The sequence below is a fragment of the Sphingopyxis sp. LC363 genome (assembly GCF_000756385.1).
GTDB lineage: Bacteria > Pseudomonadota > Alphaproteobacteria > Sphingomonadales > Sphingomonadaceae > Sphingopyxis.
On the sequence record NZ_JNFC01000045.1, the window covers coordinates 1 to 20,609 of the forward strand.

Genomic DNA, 20,609 nt, shown 5'->3' on the forward strand with positions numbered 1-20,609 from the left:
CGCCGATAATGCCCCAGTCGCGGTCGCCCGCGCCCATCGCATCGTCGGTGTAGACGGCCTGATGCGCGCGGTGGAAGGCGCCGATGCCGATATGGACGATGCCCGCCGCCTGGGCGGCGCGGTCGTAGCCCGGCGCCTGCACCGACGCCGGGAGCGGTGTTTGTGCCGAAAGCCTCACAGCTTGTACGCCGCCTTGGCGAGATTGTAGCTGAGGTCGGTCGCGAGTTCGGCCGCCTCCCATTCCTCCATCCGGTGCTCGGCGACCAATTGCGCGAGGAAGCCGCAATCGATGCGCCGCGCGACGTCGTGGCGCGCGGGGATCGACAGGAAGGCGCGCGTGTCGTCATTGAAACCCACCGTATTGTAGAAGCCTGCGGTCTCGGTGGTCTGGCTGCGGAAGCGCCGCATCCCCTCGGGACTGTCGTGGAACCACCAGGCCGGGCCGAGCTTCAGCGCCGGATAATGGCCCGCGAGCGGCGCCAACTCTCGCGCGTAGCTCGTCTCGTCGAGCGTGAAGAGGATTAGAGTCAGCGCAGCTTCGTTGCCATATTTTCCGAGCAATGGGCGCAGCGCGTGGACATAGTCGGTCGCCATCGGGATATCGGCGCCCTTGTCGCGGCCATAGTTGGCGAACAGCCAGGGATTGTGGTTGCGATAGCTGCCCGGGTGGATCTGCATGACGAACCCGTCGTCGAGGCTCATCCCAGCCATCACCGTCAGCATATGCGCGCGGAACAGTTCGGCATCGGTGGCGCTGACATCGTCGCCGGTGACGCGTACGAAGAGAACTTCGGCTTCAGCGTCCGAGAGGTCGGCGGTCGCGGCGGTCGGGTGGCCGTGGTCGGTCGAGGTCGCGCCCATTTCAGCGAAGAAAGCGCGGCGGTTGCGGTGCGCGGCGAGATAGCCAGCGTAGCTGAACGCGTCTTCGCCCGACAGGTCGGAGAAGCGCGCCAGATTGTCGCGAAAGCCTTCGAATTCGGGATCGACCACCGGATCGGGGCGATAGGCGGTAACCACCCGCCCCGCCCACTCGCCGTTTGCGTTCGCGGCGCGGATCGCGGCGTGGTGTTCGAGCGTGTCGAGGGGGCTTTCGGTCGTCGCGATCACCTCGATCCCGAAGCGGTCGAAGAGCGCGCGCGGGCGGAAGGCATCGGTCGCAAGCTTCTCGGTGATCAGGTCGTAATAGAGGTCCGACGTCTCCGCGCCGAATTGCACGTCGAACCCGAAAGCCTCGGCGAACACCCAATCCATCCACATCCGCGACGGGGTGCCGCGAAAAAGGTGATAATTTTGCGCAAAGAGCCGCCAGCTCTCGCGCGGGTCGGCGTCGCGGTTCCGGATACCCAGATCATCGAGCGAAATGCCCTGCGAATAGAGCATCCGGAATACATAATGGTCGGGATGGAGCAGGAACTCGGCGGCATTGCCGAAGGGCGCATTGCCCGCGAACCACGCTGGATCGGTGTGTCCGTGCGGACTGACGATCGGCAGATCGGCAACCTCGGCATAGAGGCGCCGGCTAATATCGCGCTGCGCGGGGTTGGACGGAAACAAGCGATCGGGATGCAGCTGAAACGGACGCGTCATACGGGAGCGCCTTCGCTTTCGACAGTGACCGGCGCCAGGCGTGGGCTGAGAAGATGGAGCGCCAGCACGGCGAGGAAATAGACCGTCGTGCACACGGCAAAGATAATCGTGTAATTGCCATTTGTCGCGTCAAGCACGAGCCCGGTCGATTTGGCCATGATCATCCCGCCGATACCGCCCATGAAGCCGCCAAGCCCGATCACCGACCCGACCGCGCGTTTGGGAAACATGTCGGGTGGGATCGACAGGATCGTCGACGAAAATGCCTGATGACCGGCGAGCGCGAGACCGATCAGGACGATGGCTAGCCACATATTGTCGAGCCCCGTGACGAACAGCAGCGGCAGCACGAAACAACCGGCGATCACCATAGTCAGCTTGCGCGCAAAATTGGGGGTGCGCCCACGCTGGATCAGCTTCGAGGAGAGCCAGCCGCCCGCGATACTGCCTACGTCCGAGAGCAGGTACATGATGATCATCGGGAGCAGCACGACCTTCAGGTCGACGTCATAGGTGCTGGCGAAATATTTGGGCAGCCAGAACAGCATCAGATACCAGACCGGATCGATGAGGAATTTCGCCATCGCAAAAGCCCATGCCTCACGCTTGGTGACGATCCGGCCCCAGCCGATGCGCTCGACCTGCCCGGGCGGATCATGCTCGATCCACGAGAGTTCGGCATCGCTGACCTTCCCGCTCTCGCGCGGATTGCTGTAGAGCCACAGCCACAATAACAGCAGCAGAGCGCCGAATGCGCCGGTATAGATGAAGGTCTGACGCCAGTCGAAACCCGCCCAGACCATGAACAGCCAGATCGTCGGCGCGGTCAGAATGACGCCGATCGTCGTCGCACTGTTAACCCAGCCGATCGCCAAAGCGCGTTCCTTTTGGGGAAACCATTCGCTCGACGCGCGCACGACGGCAGGGAAATGCCCCGCCTCCCCGACCCCGAGGACGACACGCGCTGCCATGAAGGATGCAATCGACCCCGCGAACCCATGGGCGACATGGCCGATCGTCCAGATGGTGATCGCGATGCTGTAGCCAATCTTGGGGCCGAAGCGGTCGATCAGCCAACCCATGAGGAGAAAGCCCAGCGCATAGGCGGCCTGGAAGGCGGTGACGATGTTGCCATAGTCATTCTCGCTCCACCGCATCTCGTCGCCGAGGGCGGGCGCGAGCAGTCCGAGCATGGTGCGGTCGATATAATTGACCGTCGTCGCGGCGAACAGCAGCGCGACGATCAGCCAGCGATAGCGTCCTGCCTTGGGCACCGGCGGCGCCGTTCCGGCTGCGATGGCCTGCGTCATATGTCTCTCCCGTGGCACCAGAAAAATGCCGAGGCCCGTCCGAACGAACCTCGGCAAGGCTGGGGATGGTTAGAAGGCCGGTGCGGTCGCGCCGGTGGCGCGCGCAAGCAGGAGGGCTCCGCCTGTCAAAGGGCGCGCCGATGCGTTATCAGAAGGGAAGGCCTGCATCACATTCTCCGCCGCAGATCCGGACGCTTTCCGCGTCCCTTTGTGCGGCTTTCATAGATATTGGTCAGGCCGATTGCAACAGGTGGTTTGCCACAGATTTTCTGAAAATGCTCAGATCGCGACAGAGATTGGCGCAGCCCGAGTCGCACAGGAAGGGAGAGCGCTTTTTAAATTGGCCATACCAAACAGATTGGCGTCAGCCCGCCGAGATCGTCCGGCGGCGGTATGGCCCGGTTAGGGGGCGTAGCGGCTCCGTTCGTCGGCGACCCGCTTTCGGGCTAGTTCGACCTCGTGCACCTCGGTTGCCTCCAGCAGCGCTTCGAGCACGCGTCCCAGATGTTTTTGCATCGCCATGCGCGCCGCCGCCGGATCGCGCGATTCCAGCGCGAGGAGTATATCTTCGTGTTCGGCAACGCTCGGGGTGACCCCCGCGACATGCGCCTTGCTGCTGAGCAGACGATAAAGCGACGAGCGGGCGCGCATGTCCCACAGCGATTCGACGACCGCGACAAAGGCGCTGTTCAGGCTCGCGCTCGCGATCAGTTCGTGGAACTGACGATCGGCCACCTCAGCGCGCGCGCTGTCGGCGCCGGCGTCGCCCATCGCTTTTACCAGCGCACGAAGCTCGGCAAGCTGGTCGTCGGTGATCCGTCCGGCCGCAAGCGCAGCAACCTCCCCCTCGATCTGACGGCGCGCTTCGAGGAGTTCAAAGGGACCGACGTCGGCCGAAGGGCCTTCAGCATCGGCATGCGACGTTGCCGTCACATAGACGCCCGACCCCTTGCGGACTTCGACCATCCCGTCGACCTCGAGGGCGATGATCGCCTCGCGAACCGTCGGCCGCGATACGTCGTAAGACTGGGCGAGTTGCCGCTCCGACGGCAAACGCGCCCCGATCGGATATTCCCCCGCCTCGATCTTGGCCGCGATATCGGTGGATACGCGTTCGTAGAGCCGTTTTGATTCCATGCCATTCCCCTTGAGGAAAGCGCTATCTTGTTGGCCTATACGTTACAAGGTCGCTTGTTGCCGGGCGGGCTTGGCATGCGCCTGCGCCGTCAATACCAGTTCGGCGGCAAGCAACGCCCCCTCCTGCTCCTGCGCCACCGATGTGCCTTCGACGATGTCGGTGACGAATTGCGGACCGAAGGGCAGAGGCACTTTGGAACAATCCAGGTAGCGAGTGCCCTTCCTATCGGCGATAAGCAGGTGATTTCCGCCCTGCCGCCCGGCGATGTCGACATATTTCCTGAGCTCGATATAGCCCTCGGTCCCGAGAATGAAGAGACGGCCATCGCCCCAGGTCGGCAAACCGTCGGGCGTAAACCAGTCGACGCGGACATAGCCGGTGCCGCCGTCGCCGCTCAGCATCATATCGCCGAAATCCTCGAACGCCGGATGTTCGGGATGCGCGAAATTGCCGGTCTGCGACGCGACGACATGCGCACGCTTGCTGCCGGTCAGATAGACGAACTGATCGGCCTGGTGGCTGCCGATATCGGTCAGGATCCCGCCGTTGCGCGCCGTGTCCCAGAACCAGTCGGGCCGCGATGCCGCGGCCAGCCGGTGCGGGGCAAGGTTGACGGTCTGGATGACGCGCCCGATCGCGCCGTCGTGGACAAGCTGCCCGGCCATGACCGCCGCGGGCACTTCCAGCCGCTCGGAATACATGATCGCAAATTTGCGGCCGGTCTCCTTGATCGCGCGGCGAACTTCGGCGAGCTGCTTCAGCGAGGTAATCGCCGCCTTGTCGCTGAGATAATCCTTGCCCGCGCGCATGACGCGGATGCCCAGCGGCGCGCGCAGCCCGGGAACGGCCGCGCTGCAGACCAGCTTGATCGCGGGATTGCCTAGAATCTCGTCTTCCGACCGCGCCAGCGCAATATCGCCGTAGCGCGCGCGGAACATCGCAATCTGCTTGGGATCGGTGGCATGGAAGGCCGTGAGGACGCCGCCTCCGCGGATCATGGCGTCGGTGATGCCATAGATATGATTATGATCGAGCCCGATGACCGCGAACGGCACGCGATATTTCGCCTCGGGCGCCGGGCGTGCAGGCGCGCTCTCGGTCGGCGCATCGCCCCGCGCCGCGGACTGCGCCAGCGCGTCGGCCGTGAAGCCTGCGGCGAGCCCGGCAGCAAGGCCAAGCCCCAGAAGGTCGCGTCGGTTGGTATCGGTCATGGCGTGTTCCTTCTTCAGGTAGCGACCAGCGACGTCGGCCAGTTCAATATCTGGCTGCTGTCCATCGCCTGTTCGCCGAGCAGCGACGCGACGCTCGCGTAATAGGCCTGCGACAACAGGCCGGGCAGCGGTTTGCCCGTCCGCACCGCTTCGCCAAAACCCTCGAACTGCAGCATCGTCTCGTCATATTCTCCCCAGCCGAGCGAATCGCCGGGCGTGGTGACGGGAAGCTCGGCGAACCAGGTCGCGCCGCCGATCGGCACCGTACGCTTGTGCCCGCTCGCCACGTCGGCCTGCATCCTTAACAGAGCAAGCTCCTTCGGCGGCAGTTCCTGATAAATGCGGCCGAGTTCGGGTTCGATGGTCCCTTTGCTGCCTTGAATCTGTTCTTCGCAGCCGTAGCGCGCATTGTTGAGCAGCGAGGTGTAGATGAGTTTGCGCCCCCCCGCATATTCATAGATCAGTGCGACATGGTCATAGACCTCCCGCCCATCCTTCCAGAAACAGATACTGCCCGATCCCATGACGCGCGTCGGTACGGCATCGAAGAATAGATTGCCGACCTGTATCTGGTGCGTCGCCAGTTCGGTCATAAGTCCGGCGGAGCTGTCGCGATAGAGGCGCCAATTGATCTGTCGATCAGTCGCCCCGGCGGGGACGGGCCGGCGCCAGCTGCTTTGACGGTGCCAGCTGGCCCGGATCTGTGTAATCGCCCCGATTTCGCCCTCCTTCGCACGGCGGACCGCATTTAGATAGGTCGGTTTGAACATACGCTGATGACCGATCTGAAGCAGCTTGCCGCTGTCCTGCGACTTTTTCACCATTGCTCCACAATCGTCGATCGTGCGCGCCATCGCCTTTTCGCACCACACATGGAGTCCGGCGTCGAAGGCATCAAAGCTGTGCTGCTTATGGCCGTCGAGCGGGGTCGCGATCACCACCGCGTCGAGACCGCCCGCATCGAGCATCGCGCGATGATCGGTGAAGGCGCGCGTCGACGCATCGACCAGCGCGCGACCCTTCGCCAGATGCAGCTCGAAATTGTCGCAGATCGCGGCCACGGTGCAGTTGCGGGTCTTGGCGATATTCTGGATCAGGGCCCGGCCGCGATCGCCGGTGCCGATAACGCCCAGTCGCACGCGATCGCCCTTTGCCATCGGTGCGGCGAGGGCCGCCGCGCTTGCCCAAGGCGCCGCTGCGGCCATTCCGGCTCCAGCTGTCGCCATCAGCACGCGATCGATGAACGATCGCCGCGACAGGTCGAAATCTTTGTCAGTCATTAAAACGCATCCTGGCTTGTTAATCGGGGATCGCAGCCCCGCAGGGGAAATCGAACCGAAAACGGCGCGTCCGGTCGCCATTCAGCAAGCGCTCCGCCCGATCTTCATCAGCAACGAGCAAAGCGGTGCTCATCGCCTCGGCATGCGCGCCAAGCCGGTCGATGGCAACCGAGCAGCGCGGCACCGACACGATCGTCGCATCGGCCGGGCGTATCATAGCGGCGCGTTCGGGCGCCGCCGTCCCCGCACCGACGGTCGACGAGATCGACACCGATTCGTCGGTGAGCTCGATTTCGACCAGAATCTCATCGGGGCGCAGCGGGCTGGGAATCGCAAACGGCCAACCGCCGCCAAGCGGGTGTTCGCCGACGACCGCAATCGAACTTTCTCCGGCCGACAGGCAGGCCGATACGACGCCCTTCTCGCGCAACACCGCGCAGGCGCGATCGAGCGCAAAGCCCTTGCCGAGCCCGCCGAAATCGAGCGCGACAGGCTGCGATACCTCGACCCGCGCGGCGCCGCGATCGAATGCGATGGCGCTCCATCCCGCCGACGCGAACCGGCGATCGGCCGCGGGATCGAACAGCCCGAGCGTCGAGGCGTGCAATTCCTCAATCTTGACCAGCGCGTCGAACAGCAGCGCATCGTCGATGGCTGCCCCTTTCCCCGCCATCAGGCGCTCGTTGAGCGCGGTCGTTGCCGAGGGGCGATGGATCGTGAGCGCATCATCGACCGCCTCGATTGCATGCTGCGCCGCGGTCAACGCGTCGTCCTCGCCCGCACCGAACCGGTGCAGCTCGACGCGCGTTCCCATCGACGCAAAGCGCACAACGTCGGCCATGATCGCGCCTGGGGTCAGCCCTTGACCTCCCAGCCCGGCTCATAGTCGACCGACCACAGCTTCATGCCGTCGGCGCTGGTCGGCTTGCCCGTCAACGGGTCGATCGTCAGCGCGCCGCTCGTGCGATAGGCGATATTGCCGAGGTGGCAGAGCGCGGTGCTGATATGTCCTTCGGCAATCGGCGATGCGAGCGCGCTGGCGCGGCCGCGGATGACGTCGACCAGATTGCCGGCATGAAGGACGTCGAGCGCGCCCTCGCCGACCGTTCCGGTGGTTTCCGAACTGGCCGGGGCCTTCACTTCCCGCGTCAACTTGCCTTCCAGATCGTACAGCTCGAACCCGTTGCGATCGACGACGGCCGACCCCTTGGTGCCGAGCAGCAACACGCCGCGGCCACGCCCATAAGTCTTGATGCCATTGCAGCTTTGCCCGTTCCAGCGGATCGCGCGGCCGTGGTCGTAGATCAGGTCGAGCGCGAGCGAATCATACATTTCCCAATCGTCGCCACGGTGAAAATGCCGTCCGCCGTGCGTCGACACGCGGGTCGGATAGGTCAGGCCCATCGCCCAGCGCGCAACGTCGAGTTCGTGCATCGCATTGTTGCAAATCTCGCCGGTCCCGTATTTCCAGAACCAGTGCCAGTTATAATGCACCAGGTTCGACCGGTACGGTCCGCGCGGGCGCGGCCCCTGCCACAAATCCCAGTTCAGATTGGCGGGCGGCGCGATTTCCTGCCCCTTGCCGATCGACCCGCGATTATTCGCATACCAGGTCTGTGCCTCATAGACGTCGCCGAGTTCGCCGGCCCGGACCATGTCGACAAGCTGCCGCGTCTCCACGCTCGAGCGTTGCTGGTTGCCAACCTGCAACTGACGCCCGGTGCGGCGCTGTGCGGCGATCAGCGCTTCGCCCTCGGCGGGGGCGATACCGATCGGCTTTTCCAGATAGACGTGGCGCCCCGCATTCATCGAATCGATCGCGAGCTTTGCGTGCCAATGATCGGGCGTCGCGATGCTAACGATGTCGACGTCCTTGCCGTCGAGCAGCCGGCGATAGTCCTCAACGATCTTCGGGGCCGGATGGCCTTTGGCGGCAAATTCGCTTGCGCGCTTCGCGAGGATAGCCGAATCCACATCGACGAAATGGGTGACGGCCACGTTCGGCAGCTTCGAGAAGGCGCTCATATGCGCCTGCCCGCGCCCATTCACGCCAACCACCGCCACACGCAGGCGATCGTTCGCACCCTGGATCTGCGCATAGCTGCGCGCGCTCATCGTGGCGCCCAGCGTAGCTGCGGCACCCTTCAACATCGTACGGCGGTCAAGCATGTCCTGTCCCCTTAAAATTCGCGCAGCTTGATCGACCGGAAGTCGACCCTGTCGCCATGATCCTGAAGCAGGATCGGTCCCTGCTCCCACTCGCCAAAGTTCGGCCATTTCGCATATTTGCTGCGCGCGACAAGCGCGCGAAAGGCGGGCGATCCCCGTTCATATTCGACGACCTTGAACCCGTTCAGCCAATGCTCGACATGCTTGCCGCGCACGACGATGACCGCTCGGTTCCATTCGCCCGGCGCGTTGACGCGCTTACCCGGACTATCAGGATCGGAAAGGTTGCGCGCGGTGATCAGATCGTAAAGCGAGCCGATCGTCCGATTACCGTCGCGGCCCATCTTCGCGTCGGGATGGCGCTCATCGTCGAGCAATTGGAATTCGAGGCCGATCGCCGATCCATCCCCCTTGAGCAGGTTCGGATCGACGAAATATTTGATCCCGCTATTGGCGCCCGGCGTCAGCCGGAAATCGACCGACAGCTCGAAATTCCTGTAATCGCGGGTCGTGATGATGTCGCCGCCATTGGTCGCTTCGGCGCCGCCCGATTTCTCGACCGACAGGATGCCGTCGGCGATCGACCAGCCTTTCTTCGGGAAGGCAGGCCCCTTGGCGCTCCGCCAGCCCTGCGTCGTCTTGCCGTCCCAGAGCAGCTTCCAGCCGGCGCGGCGCTCGGCGTCGGTCAGGCGATTGGCCAGCCACCCCTGCTGCTCGACCGTCGTCGCGGGCGAGGCGAAACGGGCGGGCGCGTCGGTGATGATCCGCACGTTACGGAAACGCGCCTCGGGCTTTTTAGCCGCGACCGCATCGGGAACGGAGTGCACCTGGAAAGCGATGAAACCGCGCGCGTCCATATCGTCGACGACGTCGGCGGCGGGCACGCCATTGATCCAGGTGCGCAGCCGCGTACCGATCGCTTCGACACGATAGCGATTCCAGTCGCCCGAACGGAAGGCCTGCCGCGCCGCGTCATTGCGACCGAGCGTGTAGAGCCATTGGCGACGCTGCTCGTCATAGATGCCGGCGCTCCAGCGCCGCGACGAGGGATCGATCTCCATCTGATAGCCGTGAACGACGCCATTGCGATAATCGGGCCGGCTCTGGCCTCGGATCATCACGCCCGAATTCAGCGTCGGGTCGGTTTTGGCATCGAATTCGAGGATGAAGTCGCCGTAAAGCGCGTCGGACACCAGCCAGCTGTTCGCCGAGTTCGGCACCGCGCTGCCGACGACCTCGCCATCGACAACGCGATAAGGCGCCTGCCCCCCGGCACTGTGCCAACCAGCTAGTCCGGCGCGCGGCGTTACGTCCTCCCAAGGAGCCTGCTGCTGATCCTGAGCAGCCGAAACGGGCGCGAGCGCTATCATCGGCGCGGGGGCCAAAGCCAGAAACGCGATCTTTCGAAACATCATGGCTCCTCTCAACTTTTTATTGCGTGGGCTTCCCGAACGCGCTTCATTTCCTCACGCGCCATGCTCTCGCGTTATATTGCCGCCAGCGTAACCACGCGCGCACGACTTATGCCAGCTGAGCATTAGTATGTGGTCAGGCCACTTGCAATAGATATGTCAGACCGATTACCGTCAGGGAGGGCGTCACGCTCGCCATGTGTTTACGCCCACGGAAAAAAGGCCGTCAGTCGGCCTTAGATGGGACCCGCTCGTCGGCTATCTTTCGGATGCTGTAACGTGAACCGTCGAGGAGCAGTTCGCAACGCGCTCCGGAATACTGGATTGCTCGAAGCCCCTCGCTTCGTCTCCGGGTGCAGCACCTCGTACGCTTTCTTGCGCCGCGCCGTGAACGGCGCCCTTTTCGATGGCGTCAGGTTCGGCGCGCGACATGATGACAGGGGAACAGGCGCGAATCTGCTTTTCGATGGACGGCTCGCCCTTTCGGTAACCCTGTTATCCTCGCCCCGGCTTGACGTAAAGCCCCGCTTGACATTGCGGCGTAAAGCGTTACCTTCCATAACATGGAAATCGAGAGCATCAATCACAAGGCGCTCAGACGGTTTGTCGAGACCGGCAAGCCGAAGGGGCTTCCCGGTGATCTGGTCGACCGGCTGTTCAAGATGATCAACTTCATCATCGACGCCGAGACGCTGGACGAGCTCTCGACCCCGCCGAACTATGGCCTTCATCCGCCGACCGGTGACCGCGCCGGAACGTGGGCGATGACCGTGACCCGCAACTGGCGCATGACCTTCTCGCTCAATGAGCAGGACGCCATCGCCGATCTGGATCTGGAGGATTATCACTGATGGCTATCAAGATTCATCCGTCGTTCGCGATCCATGCCGGGAAGTGGCTCAAGACCGAAATCGTCGAGGCCCACGGGGTTTCGATCAACGAGCTGGCAGAGGCCTTCGGGGTCAGCCGCCAGTCGATCAGCGCCGTCCTCAACGGGCGGACCTCCCTGTCGGCCGATATGGCGATCCGCTTCGAGCATGCCTTCGGGGTGAAGGCGGAGACGCTGGTGCGGATGCAGGCCCGCTATGAACTCGGCAAGGCCCGTGAACATGAGGCCGACCTCTTGGTGCCGAGCCTAATTGCCGCATAGGCCCCCGTCCCGCAATGGGGTCGGCGGCGCCCTATCTGCGCATTTGCATAAAATATTGTCCACGATGGACAGTATGCCTTCCGAAACTAACTAAGTGCGCGTGTCCGGTGGCGTTGTGGGCAATCAGCTGTCGCGCCCCAATGGGAACAACGGCAGCAATTACGTCATCGTGTTCAAAAGGGGCTCTGACTCACTTTTGGTGCAGGCGGGATGATAATGGCGAGATTTTCCGCAGGAGGATATCGTCATGGGAGACAGCGCGCTTCGCGATCCCCCTTGCGAGATGTGGCGTGACCACGGTACTTGCATGCCTCCCAAGAGCTCCGGCTTCCCGGTCCTTGGAAGGGGTTACGCTCAATATTCTTCAATGGGGCCGTTAATCGGACGAGCGTCATCGGGTCAGCACTAACAGCAGCTTCGGCCCGGCCAAATCGAAGCATTAGCCTAAACAGCCTGCTCTATTTTGTCTGGGCGGGCGCGGCGCCACCTTAAGCCCACCATCAAGACAAAAGGCCAGAATATGGTGTTGATGATGTCGAACGCGGTATCGGGCCGCCAGACACCGTGGGCGATCCGGTCCGCTCCTTCTTTTGCAAGCGCCGCAGCCAGTACGATCAGAAAGGGCGTCCACGTGGCAAGTGATCGGCGCGTCAGAATTCGGGCGACAAACAAGATGAACATACCGCCGTGAACATGCGCCAAGCTGTCGGAAGCGCCGGTTATCATGCCGATTTCGCCGCTCAGCGGCCGATAAAAATCGATTAGGCTCTCCATTAGCGCTCCGTCGCTTAACGTACCTTAACGTCACGTGGCCAATGTCGCGCGAACCCCGAGACCGCCAAGTGACTGTTGGTATTCCAGCATATGTTCATGGATTGCTCCCGTAACGGGATGAATCGCCCCGGGACTGCCGGAGGCCATTTGGTTTAAGTTACGCAGCCATGGAGACGTCGTCCAGCATGGCGTAGTATCGTTCTTCTGCTTCAGCGGGCGGGATATTGCCGATGGGTTCCAGCAGCCGCCTGTTGTTGAACCAGTCGACCCATTCGAGCGTGGCATATTCGACAGCTTCAAAGGATCGCCACGGACCTCGCCGGTGGATCACCTCGGCCTTGTAAAGGCCATTGATCGTCTCCGCCAAGGCGTTGTCATAACTGTCGCCAACACTCCCGACCGACGGCTCGATCCCGGCCTCGGCGAGGCGCTCGGTATATTTGATCGATACAAACTAGGCGGATTCAACCGGTCGTCGCAACACTGGTTTCATACTGCGCGACCAGGAACTGGTCGAGGATTTCTGCTGGGGTCTTCCAGCCGAGCGTTTTTCGCGGCCGCGTATTCATGGCGTGCGCAACGGCTTGCCCCGGATGACACGCTGCAAGCCCAGGTCGCGCATCAGCCGCTCGATGGTGCATCGCGCGACGACGATGCCCTCGCGGTTCATCTGCCGCCAGACCTTGCGCACCCCGTAGACGCCGAAGTTCTCGGCAAAGACGCGCAGCACCTCGGGCTTCAGGTCCCGATCGCGCCGGGCACGATCTGATTGATCTGCCCCCTTCTGAGTGGTCCAAAATCGATGATATTTTGGATTACGAAGGAGAATATGAATGCCGGCCAAGAAGCATCGCCCGGAAGAGATTATCGGCAAGCTGCGTGAGGCGGAGGTTGTGCTGGCGCAGGGCGCTACGACTGCGGAGGCATGCCGCCGGATCGCGATCAGCGAACAGACCTATTATCGGTGGCGCAAGGAATATGGTGGTCTGAAGACTGACCAGGCGCGCCGGATGAAGGATCTGGAGAAGGAGAATGCGCGGCTTCGCCGGGCGATCTCGGACCTGACGCTCGACAAGCTGATCCTGCAGGAGGCTGCCCGGGGAAACTTCTGCCGCCCGCCGCAACGCAGCGGCTAAGCGCATAATCACTCCGGAAAATAAATAACCGATCTCCGGCGCGGCCTTCACCAGATGGCTACTTGACAGTCAGCTACCGCCAGCTTGCAGTGGATGTTTCAGGCCGCTGCGCTGACCAGCGCGAATAATAGGGTTTGAGCTCATCAGGGAGTTTCGCCGAGAATTCGTCGTTGAGTGGATAATGGGGCATGGCAAGCGCCACCGCATTCAAGATCAGCAGCGCCTGTTTTGCATCCTTGCCTCGTTTCAAAGGATTGCGTTTAGGTTGCTCGGACATCCAAAATTTCTGAAGCGCGAACCAGCGTGGATCGGGTGCGACTATGCGCGCCGGTGAACCATCACGGCAGATTACGACTTGGTCGACCGGTTGTCCGACCAGCAACCACTCCTGCTCAGGCAGCGGTACTGGTCGCGGCCGATCCGTTCGCGCCATGGTTTGGGCACGCGAAGGCGCAACAAGAATTTCGACCTCATAAGCCTTTGCATTGCGGGCCTGGAAAGTTCGCTCGGTATTCACGGTGAAGGTTGGATCGACCGCCTTCAGCATGTCCCACAACAGTTGCACGTCGTCCTGTTGTTCGGTTTCAGCCCAAGCCAGATCGAAGCCTGCTGTCTCGTCGGGAATTTCAGGCATGAAGCCCCCTGCCTCGAGGGCATATGCCGCAACGGCATTAGTGCCGACGACGAGAAGCGTGCCATCCAAAAGCCCTCGCCGGTCAGCTTCGCGCAGGATCGGCCCCGCCTCGCTTGCGATCATCGGGACACGCAGCGCGCGGGCAAGCCTCGATGATTCATCGAGCGCGATGCGACTGGCTTCAATGCGCTCTTTCAGCTGCTGCTTCTCCGCCCGAAAAGCCTCAAAACGATTTTTAAGCTCATCAGACCAAGGGCCCAAGCTCTTACCGTTACCGCTTCGATCACGGATTTCGTACAGATAGGCTTTTCCCGAAACCTCTTTGCGCCGCAGATCATAGGGTAGCGCTGCTCTGGCACGAGCGGCCTCGATCCACACCTCATAGCGCTGGCGCAGATTAACCAGCGCGCGCGCCTGTTCATCAGTGAAGGAACGAAGCATTGCCATTATCCCACAATTTACTGAATTCCAAATATGTGGGATAAACCGGCGAAGTGCAAGGAATCGCAAACTCAGAATCATACATTCACGGCCCGATGTCTCAGCTAACGCTAATTTGTTGCGCGAACAGCGAACACGTCGGGATCGACCGCCCGCCGGATACGGAATCGGGAGGAAGCAGTCGGGTGAGCAGAGGCCAGGATCGAAGTCAGGAAACCGGCGTATGCAGGCCTTGAGCATCCGGCATCAAGATTGTCGTGCGGCGTTCTCTCATCGCATGTGTCAGTTGCTGCGCAGGGTAAGAGGCGGTCGCGCTGGCTGGAGGTGAGTTCGGGAGAATCTGGCATTCGGACATTCTTTGCATTTTCCGCAAAGCAGTCACTGGCGAGCATTTTTGCGGAAAATGCAATTTGCCCCTCTTATTCAACTCAGCCTTTGCCCCTTGCAAACCAGCGCGCTATTTCAAGCCTGCCTTCAATTACCAGTTCCAGCCGTACCCCATCGGTCCGCGATCATACCCGCGATTAGTGCAGCGACGAAATAGACCATGACCTCCTTTGAACAGGCTCTCTGGCTCCGGATCATTGTCGCGGGGATCAGGCCACACTCTCGGCATGTCGCCTTCTATTGCCCATTTGATTCTGGATTGCACGTCGGACGGACGGAAACGCCATGACCGCGAGCACCACACAGGCGATGCCGGTAAGCGATCCAAGCCGGAAATCGGATGCCAACCACAAAATGGGATCGTGCACCGCATAAAGAGGAAACGACACCGCGCCAGCGATCGTCGCCAAGCCTGCCCAGCGCGAATAGGCGGGAAACCGCAATCCACCGGCGATAATCATCGGGCAGATGATTACGACAAAGCAGAGACCAGCAAGCCGCGAATTGCCGCCCATCATGGCCGTGGCCCCGAAAAAGAGCGGCATCGCGAGAAATGCGAAGCTAGTTGACACTTTGATATTGGGCGCATCTCTCCAGCTGCGCCAAAGAATAATTCCGATCGTATAGGACAGGAGCACTCTGGGAAAACCTCCGACGAAGGTATCGGGCCGAGATCCGACGTCGAGGCCGTGCGTCGCGGCTCCCGCCAGCAGGAATGGTACCATTGCAGCCGCAACCACGATGAGGCTGCGCGTGCTCATCCGGCGAAGGACGAGCACATGGAGAAGGTTGACAACCAGTTCGAAGAAAATTGACCAAGCCGGGCCGTTCAGAGGGAAAATTCGCTCACCGAGGAAGTACGGTATGAAGACTAGGTTGATCATCGCGCGCGTCGCATCGCTTGCGGAATAGGCCATCCACACAGAAACCGAGCCGATCAGCGCGCCTACCGTCATTGTCGGCCATAGGCGGCGAAGGCGAACGGCGAGAAACGAGAAGGTCGATGAAGGGCCCGTCCAACCACTTTCGTAAGTTCGCGCCATGACATAGCCGCTGAGCATGAAAAAGAAGTCTACGGCCAAATATCCGGCGCCTCGGGGGATGCCGTCGTGTGATGCCATATAGGTGTGGTGGGCGAGCACCATGAGCGCTGCGACCCCGCGCAATCCATCCAATCCGGTGAGACGCCCCTTCATGCGTGGCATCCTACGGGCCGATAAGAAAAATTTCGTTAAGTGATTGTTTCGCTGATCATGGGTTTCAACAGGCATCCCAGTCCATAAGGCGGTTGATCTCGGCTTCGTCCAGCTTCTGCCCGCGAGGCGCGCGGGCCCTGCGAACGAGCGCGAACCAGAAGCGCCAGTAACGGCGTTCGAGTTCGTCGGGCCACGCTTTTGCGCCATCGCGATCGTTGATCTTCTCCGCCAGGCGGAAGAAGCGGGGATACACGCTGCGTACGGCGCTATGGGGGGGGGCAGAATTGTCGCCAATGATCGTGGCAGAGCCACACTGTCTCGGATCGCCCAGCAAACAAAGTTGGGATCGTCGCGGAAGCTGCGGCATCGCCAGCTACAAGAGATACGATGCGAACATGACTAGCTTGGCTCACCAAATTTCAATGATTTTCCGCTATTCTCTAACGCGAAAGCGCGTGTAGGAAATTCGCCTTCCGGTGATCGGTATCGCACGCAACCCGACGCATCGACCGAACGGCTTGCTACGCATTGCAAAGGCTAGTGGACGACAAGGGGAAGAGATTTGACGACGCTTATTACCGGCGCGGCCGGGTTCATCGGAATGCACGTCGGGGCAGCCCTGCTCGGTCGCGGCGAGTGCGTCGTCGGCATCGACAATTTTACACCCTATTACTCGCTCGATCTCAAACATGCGCGCGTCGCGCATCTCTACGCACGCTATGGCGAATTGTTCACCTTTATAGATGTCGATTTTGGCGATGCCGACGCGCTCGCCGCTGCGCTTTCCAGCCACGGGATCGACCGGATCGTCCATCTCGGCGCACAGCCCGGCGTCCGCTATTCGCTAGAAAATCCCGCTGCTTATATTCATTCGAACGTCGCGGGGCACGTCAACATTCTCGAGCTGGCGCGCCACCGCTCGGTCGCGCATCTGGTTTATGCGTCGTCGTCGTCGGTCTATGGCATGCGCGCCAGTACGCCCTTTCGCGTGGCCGACCGCGCCGATACGCCGATTTCGCTATATGCGGCGACGAAACGGGCGGACGAATTGCTTAGCGAAACCTATGCACATCTCTTCAGGATACCCCAAACCGGCCTTCGCTTTTTCACAGTTTATGGCCCGTGGGGGCGGCCCGACATGGCGGTCTGGAAATTCACCGAGGCGGTTCTCCAGGGCCGGCCGATCGACGTCTATAATCACGGCGACATGCTCCGTGATTTCACCTTCATCGACGATATCGTCAACGGCGTCGTCCTGGCGCTCGATTACCCGCCCGAAGACGACCACCGCGAGAAGCCGGGTGGTTTCACGACGCCGCACCGGCTTTACAACATCGGGAATAACCGCCCCGAACAACTTACCGAACTTATCCGTGCGATCGAAATGGCGTGCGGTCGCAAGGCGGAAATCAGCCTGCTGCCGATGCAAGACGGCGACGTCTATCAGACGGCCGCGGATATCGCCGATATCAGCCGCGATCTAGGCTTTGCACCGACTACCCCGATCACTACCGGAATACCTGCTTTTGTCGCTTGGTATCGGGAGGAATGGATGAAGCGGCAGGAAACGGTTCCGAGCAAGGCGTGACGCGTCCTACCAGCGCAAGAAACGCGGAAGGACCAGCCGCCCCGCAATCGCCGAAAGCAGAACCGCTGCGCCGTGCCAGAGCGCGATGTGGACAACGTCATCGGTCGCGCAATGAAGCGCGACGATGGTCGCGCCCGCAGCCCCCGCGGCGATACCGATGACCCAGCCCGCGCGCGTCGGCGACGTCGGCGCGCCGGCCTTGAGCCAGAAGAAGAGCGCCGCGCCAACTCCCAAGCCCGATGCGACGCCTTGCAAGAGGCAGCGCAGGCCAAAGCCGTGGCGCGCGGATTCCATCGCCGCATGGCCGTCGGTGATGCACGCGACGAGGGCCGCTAGCGGCAGCGACAGCGAGGCACCGACCGCCCAACGCCAGCCGCCATAATCGCGCCCGACACCCGGCAACCCCATGCGCAGAGCGCTCCATGTCGCGGCAAGTCCCGTCGCCGCGGTCAACCAGAAGGCGAGCATCGAAAGCGGCGGCATTCCGCTCACCGCCAGGTCCTCGCGCAAGCCGAAGATCCACAGCAACGCCGCGGCGCCCGCGACCCATCCGGCCGCGACCCATATGGACCCGCGCGCAACGCGCCGCGGCCGCACGGGCGTCAAGTCCCCGGCGAGGTCGTCGATCAGATCATCGATCGATGCGTCCTTCATTTCATTCGCTTTCAATCAGTTCGGCAAGCTTCTTGAGCCCGCGGTGGATATTCACTTTGACGAGCGACTCGCTCTGCCCGCAAATCTGCGATGCCTCGGCTATCGATGCGCCTTCGATCTTGACCAGCGTGATCGCCTGCGCCTGCCTTGGCGGCAACAGCGTCAGCAGATGATCGATGCTCAGCCGCGCATGGACCGCTTCATCCTCGGCGCCGACCGCTGCATCATTGTCGCCGAGTTCGGCCTCGTCACGCTGGCGACGCAGCATGTCGATCCAGCGATAACGCGCTATCGCCGCGAGCCATGGCAGAAACGCCCGCCCGCTGTCCCATGTCGCAAGCTTGCGGTGCATCGACACCAGCGTTTCCTGCACAAGATCGTCGATATGGTGCGGCGCGATCCGCCGGGCGAAATAACGTTCGAGCCATTTGCGGCAATCGACAAGCAACGCGCGATAGGCGCTGCGATCCCCCCGCTGCGATGCGGCCATCAAGCGCGCCAGCGAAGGTTCGTCGATGCTCATTTCGCGCGCACCCTAGCAATCAGCGCGTCGAGCGAGAACAGTCCGCCGCCGCGAACGATCAGGATCGCCGCCATCGCCGCCCACAGCGAATGGACCGGCCACCAAGCGTCGGGAAAGACGAAGATCTGGATGACGAGCGTCATCACGAGCAGGGCGCCCGCCGACAATCGCGTTGCGAGCCCGAAAAGCAGCAACGCCGGGAAAAAATGCTCGGAAAATGTCGTTAGCGGCACTGCTATCGCGGGATCGAGCGGCAGCCCCGAAAATTCGCTGCGGAACAGATCATATTGCGAGGGATCGATCTTGAGGAAGCTGCCCTCGAGCACCTTCGTCTGCCCCGATCGCCAAAAGACGCCCGCGAGCGAGACGCGCAGCAGCAACAGCGCGGCCCCTTCGGCGAGCCGCGACCCCGCAATGGCTACGCTCTTGTCATAAAATCCCGTTATCGCATTCATCGCTCAAACCCTCTCGAAAGCCCCGGCCTCGATGAGCGCCGCGATTGCGGCGCCGCCGTCCGGATGCTGTTCGGCAAGATGCGCGATGAGGTTACCGATGTGCGCGATTTCTTGAGCCATGCCGATCGCGGCTGCCGCAGCCTGTTCGATCGCGAACAGGCGGACTTCGGCGTCGGGGCGCGTAACGAGCAGCGCCCGCGTATCGGACGCAAAGGCCGGATCGGTCAACGGCGCGGCGTCGCTGGAAAGCACCACGACACGCGTTGCCGGGTGAAGCCGGACCGGAAGGCTGAGCAGGCCGGCTTCGCCGAGGGCGAGCAGATCGGCGAGGGCCAGCGCGAGTGCATCGGCTGCGTGATAGCTTTCGAGCCAGGCCCATTCGACGCGCGCGAGGTCGGCGGCGCGCGGATCAGCGAGCCGTTCGGCAAAGGTCTCGCCAATGTCGTTCAACGGCCGGCGTCCCGCCCCGCCTTCTTCGACAAAGCGGCGCGACAGACGGTTGAATTCCTCGTCGCCCAGATAAGCACGCGTGCGCGGGAACGTTTCTTCGAGCGCGACGAGGCGCGCGTGCGATATGGTGTTGGCGTGAACGCGAAGCCCGCGCAGCACGGTGGCCTCGCCTCCCGCAAACAGGTTGGGCGGCAGATGGGCGGGGCCGCGCAGCAAGGTCGCAGCTATCGCCGCCTGCCCGGGCTCAAGCATGAGCGGGCGTCCACAGCAGTGCGTCGGCCTTCGCCACCTCGGCGATCAAGGTCGCGTAATCGGGAATGTCGCTGTCCCATTCGACCAGCACGGGCCTTGGGCCGGATCGGTCGAGGAATCGGGCCAGCAGGTCCCAGCAGCTCGCACGCACCGGCGACCCATGATCGTCGATCGCGATCGTACCGCCCATATCGTCGTCCTTGACCGCGTGACCCGCGACGTGGATTTCGCCGACATGGCGTGGATCGAAGCAGTCGAGCCAGGCCACCGTATCGAGCCCGAGGTTGAAGGCCGAAACCTCGACATTGTTGATATCGAGCAGCAGACCGCAGCCGCTGCGCCGGCAAAGTTCGTGAAGGAAATCGACCTCGCTCCAATCGTCACCAGCATAAGCGAGGTAGCGCGACGGATTTTCGATCAGGATCCGCCGGCGCAGCCGGTCCTGCACACGGCCGACTTCGGCGGTGAAATGGTCGAGCGCCGCGTGGCTATAGGGGATCGGCAGGAGGTCCGGAAATTTGTCGTCGGGCCCGTTGCTCCAGCTGAGATGATCGGAAACCATCGCAGGATCATAACGAAGGCAAAGCGCCGCGAGCGCTTCGAGTTCGCCCTCGTCCACGCCCGCCGCCGAGCCCAGCGACAGCCCGACCGAATGAAAGCTGATCGGCAGATGCTCGGCGATCGCGGTCAGCCAGCGGTGCGGCGGCCCGCCCGCGCCGAAGTAATTCTGGGGGTGGACTTCGGCCCAGGCGGGCGCCCTTCCCTGCTCCGTCGCTGCCAGCACATCGGCATAATGCTGCGGCTTGAGGCCGATGCCGGCGCGTACCGGCAGCGTCGAAAGCAGGGAAGCGATCACGGTCGG

Annotated in this window: 20 protein-coding genes and 3 pseudogenes; 4 read left to right on the forward strand and 19 right to left on the reverse strand. The window is 62.2% G+C overall.

Annotated features, from left to right (window positions below; translation table 11 throughout):
- From FG95_RS21135 to FG95_RS15125, 9 genes and pseudogenes are all read right to left on the reverse strand, one after another.
- Positions 1 to 142, reverse strand: a pseudogene (locus FG95_RS21135) (mannitol dehydrogenase family protein); the annotation flags it as partial.
- A gap of 32 nt (positions 143 to 174) precedes the next feature.
- A complete protein-coding gene (uxaC, locus tag FG95_RS15090; protein WP_037556933.1) occupies positions 175 to 1,587 on the reverse strand; it encodes a glucuronate isomerase in 1,413 nt (470 codons plus the stop codon).
- The gene (locus FG95_RS15095; RefSeq protein WP_037556934.1) at positions 1,584 to 2,897 is read right to left on the reverse strand and encodes an MFS transporter; all 1,314 of its coding nucleotides are present in this window, start codon (positions 2,895 to 2,897) and stop codon (positions 1,584 to 1,586) included. The genes uxaC and FG95_RS15095 overlap by 4 nt, the downstream gene beginning before the upstream one ends.
- A gap of 402 nt (positions 2,898 to 3,299) precedes the next feature.
- Positions 3,300 to 4,034, reverse strand: coding sequence for a FadR/GntR family transcriptional regulator (locus FG95_RS15100; protein WP_037556935.1), 735 nt, complete (start codon positions 4,032 to 4,034; stop codon positions 3,300 to 3,302).
- Positions 4,035 to 4,076: 42 nt separating this feature from the next.
- Positions 4,077 to 5,246 carry a Gfo/Idh/MocA family protein gene (locus FG95_RS15105; protein ID WP_037556936.1) on the reverse strand — a complete coding sequence of 390 codons (1,170 nt, stop codon included), beginning with the start codon at positions 5,244 to 5,246 and terminating at the stop codon, positions 4,077 to 4,079.
- Positions 5,247 to 5,260: 14 nt separating this feature from the next.
- A complete protein-coding gene (locus tag FG95_RS15110) occupies positions 5,261 to 6,526 on the reverse strand; it encodes a Gfo/Idh/MocA family protein (RefSeq protein WP_037556937.1) in 1,266 nt (421 codons plus the stop codon).
- A gap of 19 nt (positions 6,527 to 6,545) precedes the next feature.
- Complete coding sequence (locus tag FG95_RS15115; protein WP_037556939.1) at positions 6,546 to 7,367, reverse strand: FAD:protein FMN transferase; 822 nt, start codon at positions 7,365 to 7,367, stop codon at positions 6,546 to 6,548.
- 14 nt (positions 7,368 to 7,381) lie between these two features.
- The gene (locus FG95_RS15120; RefSeq protein ID WP_037556940.1) at positions 7,382 to 8,695 is read right to left on the reverse strand and encodes a Gfo/Idh/MocA family protein; all 1,314 of its coding nucleotides are present in this window, start codon (positions 8,693 to 8,695) and stop codon (positions 7,382 to 7,384) included.
- Positions 8,696 to 8,706: 11 nt separating this feature from the next.
- Positions 8,707 to 10,110, reverse strand: coding sequence for a 3-keto-disaccharide hydrolase (locus FG95_RS15125; RefSeq protein ID WP_037556941.1), 1,404 nt, complete (start codon positions 10,108 to 10,110; stop codon positions 8,707 to 8,709).
- 560 nt (positions 10,111 to 10,670) lie between these two features.
- On the opposite strand from FG95_RS15125, the gene FG95_RS15130 reads away from it, so the two are divergent.
- The gene (locus tag FG95_RS15130) at positions 10,671 to 10,958 is read left to right on the forward strand and encodes a type II toxin-antitoxin system RelE/ParE family toxin (protein WP_037556942.1); all 288 of its coding nucleotides are present in this window, start codon (positions 10,671 to 10,673) and stop codon (positions 10,956 to 10,958) included.
- The gene (locus FG95_RS15135) at positions 10,958 to 11,257 is read left to right on the forward strand and encodes a HigA family addiction module antitoxin (protein WP_037556943.1); all 300 of its coding nucleotides are present in this window, start codon (positions 10,958 to 10,960) and stop codon (positions 11,255 to 11,257) included. Before FG95_RS15130 ends, FG95_RS15135 begins: the two co-directional genes overlap by 1 nt.
- 444 nt (positions 11,258 to 11,701) lie before the next feature.
- On the opposite strand, the gene FG95_RS15140 is transcribed toward FG95_RS15135, so the two are convergent.
- Positions 11,702 to 12,031, reverse strand: coding sequence for a hypothetical protein (locus tag FG95_RS15140; RefSeq protein WP_052182410.1), 330 nt, complete (start codon positions 12,029 to 12,031; stop codon positions 11,702 to 11,704).
- A gap of 157 nt (positions 12,032 to 12,188) precedes the next feature.
- Positions 12,189 to 12,731 (reverse strand): annotated as a pseudogene (locus FG95_RS21380) (IS3 family transposase); the annotation flags it as partial.
- A gap of 133 nt (positions 12,732 to 12,864) precedes the next feature.
- Here FG95_RS21380 and FG95_RS15155 point away from each other — a divergent pair.
- A pseudogene (locus FG95_RS15155) lies at positions 12,865 to 13,158 on the forward strand (transposase); the annotation flags it as partial.
- Positions 13,159 to 13,240: 82 nt separating this feature from the next.
- Here FG95_RS15155 and FG95_RS15160 read toward each other — a convergent pair.
- From FG95_RS15160 to FG95_RS20820, 3 genes are all read right to left on the reverse strand, one after another.
- Positions 13,241 to 14,242 carry a GSU2403 family nucleotidyltransferase fold protein gene (locus FG95_RS15160; RefSeq protein WP_161786566.1) on the reverse strand — a complete coding sequence of 334 codons (1,002 nt, stop codon included), beginning with the start codon at positions 14,240 to 14,242 and terminating at the stop codon, positions 13,241 to 13,243.
- Positions 14,243 to 14,838: 596 nt separating this feature from the next.
- A complete protein-coding gene (locus tag FG95_RS19970; protein WP_052182411.1) occupies positions 14,839 to 15,825 on the reverse strand; it encodes an acyltransferase family protein in 987 nt (328 codons plus the stop codon).
- Positions 15,826 to 15,889: 64 nt separating this feature from the next.
- Complete coding sequence (locus tag FG95_RS20820; RefSeq protein WP_037556948.1) at positions 15,890 to 16,078, reverse strand: hypothetical protein; 189 nt, start codon at positions 16,076 to 16,078, stop codon at positions 15,890 to 15,892.
- Positions 16,079 to 16,387: 309 nt separating this feature from the next.
- Here FG95_RS20820 and FG95_RS15175 point away from each other — a divergent pair, with 309 nt between their 5' ends.
- Complete coding sequence (locus tag FG95_RS15175) at positions 16,388 to 17,413, forward strand: NAD-dependent epimerase/dehydratase family protein (protein ID WP_037556949.1); 1,026 nt, start codon at positions 16,388 to 16,390, stop codon at positions 17,411 to 17,413.
- A 6-nt stretch (positions 17,414 to 17,419) separates the two neighbouring features.
- On the opposite strand, the gene FG95_RS15180 is transcribed toward FG95_RS15175, so the two are convergent.
- Genes FG95_RS15180 through bufB form a run of 5 tightly spaced genes read right to left on the reverse strand, consistent with a single transcriptional unit; the run spans position 17,420 to position 20,603 of the window.
- Positions 17,420 to 18,067, reverse strand: coding sequence for a DUF1109 domain-containing protein (locus FG95_RS15180; protein ID WP_037556950.1), 648 nt, complete (start codon positions 18,065 to 18,067; stop codon positions 17,420 to 17,422).
- A 1-nt stretch (position 18,068) separates the two neighbouring features.
- On the reverse strand, positions 18,069 to 18,590 hold the full coding sequence (locus tag FG95_RS15185; RefSeq protein WP_037556952.1) for a sigma-70 family RNA polymerase sigma factor: 522 nt from the start codon (positions 18,588 to 18,590) through the stop codon (positions 18,069 to 18,071).
- Positions 18,587 to 19,045, reverse strand: a complete 459-nt coding sequence (locus FG95_RS15190; protein WP_037556953.1) for a DoxX family protein — start codon at positions 19,043 to 19,045, stop codon at positions 18,587 to 18,589. Before FG95_RS15190 ends, FG95_RS15185 begins: the two co-directional genes overlap by 4 nt.
- A gap of 3 nt (positions 19,046 to 19,048) precedes the next feature.
- Positions 19,049 to 19,747, reverse strand: a complete 699-nt coding sequence (locus FG95_RS15195) for an HvfC/BufC N-terminal domain-containing protein (protein ID WP_037556954.1) — start codon at positions 19,745 to 19,747, stop codon at positions 19,049 to 19,051.
- Positions 19,740 to 20,603, reverse strand: a complete 864-nt coding sequence (gene bufB, locus FG95_RS15200; RefSeq protein ID WP_235211579.1) for an MNIO family bufferin maturase — start codon at positions 20,601 to 20,603, stop codon at positions 19,740 to 19,742. Before bufB ends, FG95_RS15195 begins: the two co-directional genes overlap by 8 nt.
- Positions 20,604 to 20,609 lie beyond the last annotated feature (6 nt).

Excerpts from the sequence above, each read along its gene's own strand:
- FG95_RS15095 (WP_037556934.1), bottom strand. The coding sequence starts at position 2,897 with ATGACGCAGGCCATCGCAGCCGGAACGGCGCCGCCGGTGCCCAAGGCA.
- FG95_RS15120 (WP_037556940.1), bottom strand. The coding sequence starts at position 8,695 with ATGCTTGACCGCCGTACGATGTTGAAGGGTGCCGCAGCTACGCTGGGC.
- FG95_RS15180 (WP_037556950.1), bottom strand. The coding sequence starts at position 18,067 with ATGAAGGACGCATCGATCGATGATCTGATCGACGACCTCGCCGGGGAC.
- FG95_RS15135 (WP_037556943.1), top strand. The coding sequence starts at position 10,958 with ATGGCTATCAAGATTCATCCGTCGTTCGCGATCCATGCCGGGAAGTGG.
- FG95_RS15110 (WP_037556937.1), bottom strand. The coding sequence starts at position 6,526 with ATGACTGACAAAGATTTCGACCTGTCGCGGCGATCGTTCATCGATCGC.
- FG95_RS19970 (WP_052182411.1), bottom strand. The coding sequence starts at position 15,825 with ATGAAGGGGCGTCTCACCGGATTGGATGGATTGCGCGGGGTCGCAGCG.
- FG95_RS15105 (WP_037556936.1), bottom strand. The coding sequence starts at position 5,246 with ATGACCGATACCAACCGACGCGACCTTCTGGGGCTTGGCCTTGCTGCC.
- uxaC (WP_037556933.1), bottom strand. The coding sequence starts at position 1,587 with ATGACGCGTCCGTTTCAGCTGCATCCCGATCGCTTGTTTCCGTCCAAC.
- FG95_RS15195 (WP_037556954.1), bottom strand. The coding sequence starts at position 19,747 with ATGCTTGAGCCCGGGCAGGCGGCGATAGCTGCGACCTTGCTGCGCGGC.
- FG95_RS15190 (WP_037556953.1), bottom strand. The coding sequence starts at position 19,045 with ATGAATGCGATAACGGGATTTTATGACAAGAGCGTAGCCATTGCGGGG.
- FG95_RS15125 (WP_037556941.1), bottom strand. The coding sequence starts at position 10,110 with ATGATGTTTCGAAAGATCGCGTTTCTGGCTTTGGCCCCCGCGCCGATG.
- FG95_RS15185 (WP_037556952.1), bottom strand. The coding sequence starts at position 18,590 with ATGAGCATCGACGAACCTTCGCTGGCGCGCTTGATGGCCGCATCGCAG.
- FG95_RS15140 (WP_052182410.1), bottom strand. The coding sequence starts at position 12,031 with ATGGAGAGCCTAATCGATTTTTATCGGCCGCTGAGCGGCGAAATCGGC.
- FG95_RS15160 (WP_161786566.1), bottom strand. The coding sequence starts at position 14,242 with ATGCTTCGTTCCTTCACTGATGAACAGGCGCGCGCGCTGGTTAATCTG.
- FG95_RS15130 (WP_037556942.1), top strand. The coding sequence starts at position 10,671 with ATGGAAATCGAGAGCATCAATCACAAGGCGCTCAGACGGTTTGTCGAG.
- FG95_RS15115 (WP_037556939.1), bottom strand. The coding sequence starts at position 7,367 with ATGGCCGACGTTGTGCGCTTTGCGTCGATGGGAACGCGCGTCGAGCTG.
- FG95_RS15100 (WP_037556935.1), bottom strand. The coding sequence starts at position 4,034 with ATGGAATCAAAACGGCTCTACGAACGCGTATCCACCGATATCGCGGCC.